This is a genomic window from Streptomyces sp. NPDC059002 (assembly GCF_042740435.1).
In the GTDB taxonomy this organism is placed as follows: Bacteria; Actinomycetota; Actinomycetes; order Streptomycetales; family Streptomycetaceae; genus Streptomyces.
The window spans coordinates 51625-56304 of sequence record NZ_JBHYJI010000065.1; the positions used below are offsets into that span (position 1 = coordinate 51625).

General features: G+C 71.9%; 4 protein-coding genes. 3 read left to right on the forward strand and 1 reads right to left on the reverse strand.

Going from position 1 to position 4680, the window contains the following annotated elements:
- The coding region (locus ACFWZ2_RS36730) for a serine/threonine-protein kinase (RefSeq protein ID WP_384553317.1) at nt 1–957 on the reverse strand (957 nt) is incomplete at its 3' end.
- 482 nt (nt 958–1439) lie between these two features.
- Here ACFWZ2_RS36730 and ACFWZ2_RS36735 point away from each other — a divergent pair.
- From ACFWZ2_RS36735 to ACFWZ2_RS36745, 3 genes are all read left to right on the forward strand, one after another.
- Nucleotides 1440–3026, forward strand: a complete 1587-nt coding sequence (locus ACFWZ2_RS36735) for a TROVE domain-containing protein (RefSeq protein WP_384553319.1) — start codon at nt 1440–1442, stop codon at nt 3024–3026.
- 88 nt (nt 3027–3114) lie between these two features.
- Nucleotides 3115–4137 carry a 1-aminocyclopropane-1-carboxylate deaminase gene (locus tag ACFWZ2_RS36740; protein ID WP_384553321.1) on the forward strand — a complete coding sequence of 341 codons (1023 nt, stop codon included), beginning with the start codon at nt 3115–3117 and terminating at the stop codon, nt 4135–4137.
- Nucleotides 4138–4325: 188 nt separating this feature from the next.
- Nucleotides 4326–4553, forward strand: coding sequence for a CarD family transcriptional regulator (locus ACFWZ2_RS36745; RefSeq protein WP_055549867.1), 228 nt, complete (start codon nt 4326–4328; stop codon nt 4551–4553).
- Nucleotides 4554–4680 lie beyond the last annotated feature (127 nt).

Below are 4680 nucleotides of genomic sequence, written 5' to 3' on the forward strand. Positions count from 1 at the left end.
ACCGGGCCCACCAGGATCACCGGACCCACCGAAACCATCAGGCCCACCGGGATCACCAGACCCACCGTCCCCCGCCACACCCCCCTCCCCCTCCCGCCCCAACAGCTCCGCCACCCCGTCCTCCTGACGGCGAATCAACCCGGCGACCGGCTCCTGCTCCCACCAGGGCTCGTCCGCCGCGCGTGCGGCGCACCAGGCGAGGGCCTCGGGGACGGTGGGCCGGTCCGCGGGGTCGCGGGCCAGGCAGCGGGCGAGGAAGTCCGGCCAGTCGGGGCCGGGCACGCCCAGCAGGTCCGGCTCGTCGTGCAGGGTGCGGTAGAGGACCTCGGGCGCGCCGCCCGAGCCGAACGGGCCGCGGCCGGTCGCCGCGACCGCGAGGACCGCGCCGAGCGCGAAGACGTCGGCGGCGGGTCCGGGACGTACGCCCCTGGCCAGTTGCTCGGGGGAGATGAAGCCGGGGGAGCCGATGGCCTGGCTCTCGGCGGTGAGGGTCTCGTCGGCCGCGCTCTTGGCGATGCCGAAGTCGATGATCTTGGGTCCGTCGCGGGTGATGACGACGTTGGACGGTTTGATGTCACGGTGCACGAGCCCCGCCGCGTGCACCGCGGCAAGGGCCTCGGCGAGCGCGGCGCCCAGCGTGGCGAGTTCGGCGGGGCCGAGCGGGCCGTGCGCGGCCACCGCCTTCGGCAGTCCGGGGCCCGCGCAGAACTCGATGGCCAGCCACGGCTGTTCGGCGTCGGGGCCCGCGTCGAGCACGGCGGCGGTGTAGGGCCCGGTGACGGCCCGTACGGCGGCCGTCTCGCGGCGGAAGCGCTCGCGGAACTCGGGGTCGGCGGCGAGGTGTCCATGGACCGTCTTGACCGCGACGGGGCGCCCGGACGCGGACCGCGCCAGGTGGACGCGGCCCATGCCGCCCTCGCCGAGCAGCGCGACGATCCGGTACCCGCCGACCTCCACGAGTGCTCCTTCCAGCGGCCCTTGGCGGGCCCTCGGGACGACAGGACGATCCGACGGTCTGTGCGACGCCTGTGAGGCATCGTACGGTTGCGTCCGCAGGGGAACCGCCGGGCGGGCGCCGGGAGACCGGGGGGCCGGAAAACCTTTGGCGCCCCGCCCATTCACCCTCCTAAAGTGATGCACGTCCAGGTGCGAAGGCAGGACCTACTTCCACTCTTAATGGGGAGGCCGCGGGTTCGATTCCCGCCTCCGGCATCGACAGGCCGGTGTAGCTCAGTGGCAGAGCACCATCGTCGGTTCCGCCGAAATGAGCTCTGGACACCACAAGTTCATGCATTTTCCTGCACCTCCCGGTGCGCAGGCTGCGGCTACTTCCTTTCCTGAAATCACGCCGCCGCCACCTTGATCTCGGGAGGCAACAGCACACTCCTGCCGTCTGTCTCCCCCGTACCGAAAAGCACGATGAATTCGGGGGAATTCTCATGGCACGCTTCAACACCAAGTCCGTCCGGGCCCTTGTCACTTCGCCGGTGAAGTCGGCCGGCCGCATTTCCCGCACGCACGAGGGCGGCCGCGGACAGCTGCGCGACGGACGCTCCGAGCTCTTTCTGCTCGCGGTCGCGAATTTCGTTTCCCAGCAGACCTTCTACGAGACGGGCGCGTCCCGCGACGACCGGTTCGCGGCACTCGTGCGCCGCCTCGCCGTCGAGGACCCGGAGTGGACCGCGGGTCTGCTCGGCTGGCTGCGCGGCGACGGCAACATGCGCACGGCCTCGATCGTGGGCGCCGCCGAGTACGTGAAGGCCCGCCTCGACGCGAACGCCACCGAAGGCCCCGCCAACCGGCAGGTCGTCGCGTCCGTGCTGCGCCGCCCCGACGAGCCCGGCGAGCTGCTCGCCTACTGGACGGCGAGGTACGGCCGGGCGGTCCCCAAGCCCGTCAAGCGCGGCATCGCCGACGCCGTACGCCGCCTCTACAGCGAGAAGTCCCTGCTGAAGTACGACACGGCGGCCAAGGGCTACCGCTTCGGCGACATCCTCAACCTCGTGCACGCGGCGCCGGACCCGGACAAGCCGTGGCAGGGCGACCTCTTCCGGTACGCGCTCGACCGGCGTCACCACCCGGAGACCGCCGTGCCGCCCGAGGGCGCGCGGGTGCTCGCCGCGCACCGCGAGCTGATGGCGCTGCCCGTCGCCGAGCGGCGCGCGGTGGTCACCGGGGCGGGCGGTGCCGAGCGGCTCGCCGCCGCGGGCATCACCTGGGAGGCGCTCGCGGGCTGGCTGCAGGGGCCCATGGACAAGGCGGCCTGGGAGGCCGTGATCCCGTCGATGGGCGTCATGGCGCTGGTGCGCAACCTGCGCAACTTCGACGAGGCGGGCGTCTCCGACGAGGTCGCGGCGACCGTCGCGGCCAGGCTCGCCGACCCGGACGTCGTCGCGGCGTCGCGGCAGTTCCCGTTCCGCTACCTCGCCGCGTACCAGCACGCGCCGTCGCTGCGCTGGTCGTACCCGCTGGAGCGGGCGCTCGGCCACTCGCTCGCGAACGTGCCGTCGCTGCCGGGCCGGACACTGATCCTGGTCGACCGGTCCGGTTCGATGTGGTCGCCGCTCTCGGACCGCTCGCAGCTCAACCGCGCCGACGCGGCCGCGATCTTCGGCACGGCGCTCGCGATGCGGGCGGCCGACGCGGACCTGGTCGAGTTCGGCACCACCAGCGCCCGGGTGAAGTACCGCGCGGGCGAGTCCGTCCTGAAGGTCCTCGGCCGCTTCGGCGACCTCGGCGGCACCGACACCACCGAGGCGGTGCGCCGCTTCTACAAGAAGCACGACCGGGTGCTGATCGTCACCGACGAGCAGGCGATGTACCACCATCAGGGCGACCCGACCGAGCAGGTCCCGGCGCACGTGCCCGTCTACACCTGGAACCTCGCGGGCCACCGCGCGGGCCACGGCGCCTCCGGCAAGGACAACCGTCATGTCTTCGGCGGCCTTTCGGACGCGGCGTTCCGCATGGTGCAGCTGTTGGAGGCGGGGCACAACGCGGACTGGCCCTGGGCCGACGCCGCCTGAGGGCCGCGGGGCGGTGGCCCTCGCCGGTGGTCTTGTCCCTCCCGGAGCCGGGATCTAACGTCACGATCCCCGACTCCGGGAGGTCCCCGTGCCCGCACCCCTCGACACCTACGAGCGCTATCCGCTCCTCTTCGGCCCCTCGCCCGTGCACCCCTTGGACCGGCTCACGCATCACCTCGGTGGCGCCACGCTCTGGGCCAAGAGGGAGGACTGCAACTCCGGTATCGCGTACGGCGGGAACAAGACCAGGAAGCTGGAGTACCTCGTCGCCGACGCCCTCGCGCAGGGCTGCGACACGCTCGTGTCGATCGGCGGCGTGCAGTCCAACCACACCCGCCAGGTCGCCGCGGTGGCCGCCCGCGCGGGGCTCAAGTGCGTGCTGGTCCAGGAGAGTTGGGTGGACTGGCCGGACGCCGTCTACGACAAGGTCGGCAACATCCTGATCAGCAGGCTCGCGGGCGCCGATGTGCGCCTGGTGCGGGCCGGGTTCGGCATCGGGGTCAAGGAGAGCTGGGAGCGGGCGGTGCGCGAGGTCGAGGAGGCGGGCGGCAAGCCGTACGCGATCCCCGCGGGCTGCTCCGAACACCGGCTCGGCGGCCTGGGCTTCGCGCAGTGGTCGTACGAACTCGTCGAGCAGGAACAGGAGTTGGGGGTCTTCTTCGACACCGTCGTGGTCTGCTCGGTCACCGGGTCGACGCAGGCGGGCATGGTCGCCGGGTTCGCCGCGCTCGCCGAGGAGGGCCCCGGCCGCCCCCGCCGCGTCCTCGGCATCGACGCCTCCGCGGAGCCGGACCGCACCCGTGAGCAGATCACCAGGATCGCCCGGGGGACGGCGGGGCTCATCGGCGTACAGCAGGACGTGGCCCCGGACGTCGAGCTGGACGAGCGCTATCACGCGGGGACGTACGGCCTCCCGGACGACGGGACGCTCGCCGCGATGCGACTGGCCGCGCGGACCGAGGGCATGGTGACCGACCCGGTCTACGAGGGGAAGTCGATGGCGGCGCTCATCGATCTGGTCGCCAGGGGAGAGATCCCGCGCGACGCGACCGTGCTCTATGTGCACCTCGGCGGGCAGCCCGCCCTGAATGCCTACAGTGCGTTGTTCTGAGGGGCCCGAAGGCACGGAGGGTGACGGCGGGGGAGCGGGGCGTCACTGATGTAGCCCGTTCGGGTCGTGTCCCCGTGGGGTGGGTGGGGTGCTGCGGGAGCGGTTTGTGTGTCTGTTCCATACCGATGTGAGGGCGGTGTGAGGTCGAAGCATGGTGCGCCGGGTCCGCGGGGGCGCATACTGCGAACATGACGAGGCCCCCCGGCTCGCGCCGCCACCTGCCGAACAGTCCCTTCAATGTGCCCGCTCCGCCCGCACCGCCCGTAGAGCAGTTCGCCGTGGGCGACCGGGTCTCCCATGACCAGTACGGACTCGGGAGGATCGTCGGCGTCGAGGGAGAGGACGCGGTGGTCATCGACTTCGCGGGCCGCCAGGGACGCTTCCTGAGCCCCTACCCGAAGCTGGCCAAGCTCTGATTCCGACCCCATGACATGACACACGTGCTGACATGACACACGTGAGGGGCGGGGGGGGGGGCCGCGGGGGGGCCGCCCCCCCCCCCCCCGGGGAGGTTATAAAAAAAAAAAGCCCCCCAAAAAAAAC

Bases quoted from the DNA above. Each gene is read 5' to 3' on its own strand.
- ACFWZ2_RS36735 (WP_384553319.1), top strand. From the start codon at position 1,440: ATGGCACGCTTCAACACCAAGTCCGTCCGGGCCCTTGTCACTTCGCCG.
- ACFWZ2_RS36745 (WP_055549867.1), top strand. From the start codon at position 4,326: ATGACGAGGCCCCCCGGCTCGCGCCGCCACCTGCCGAACAGTCCCTTC.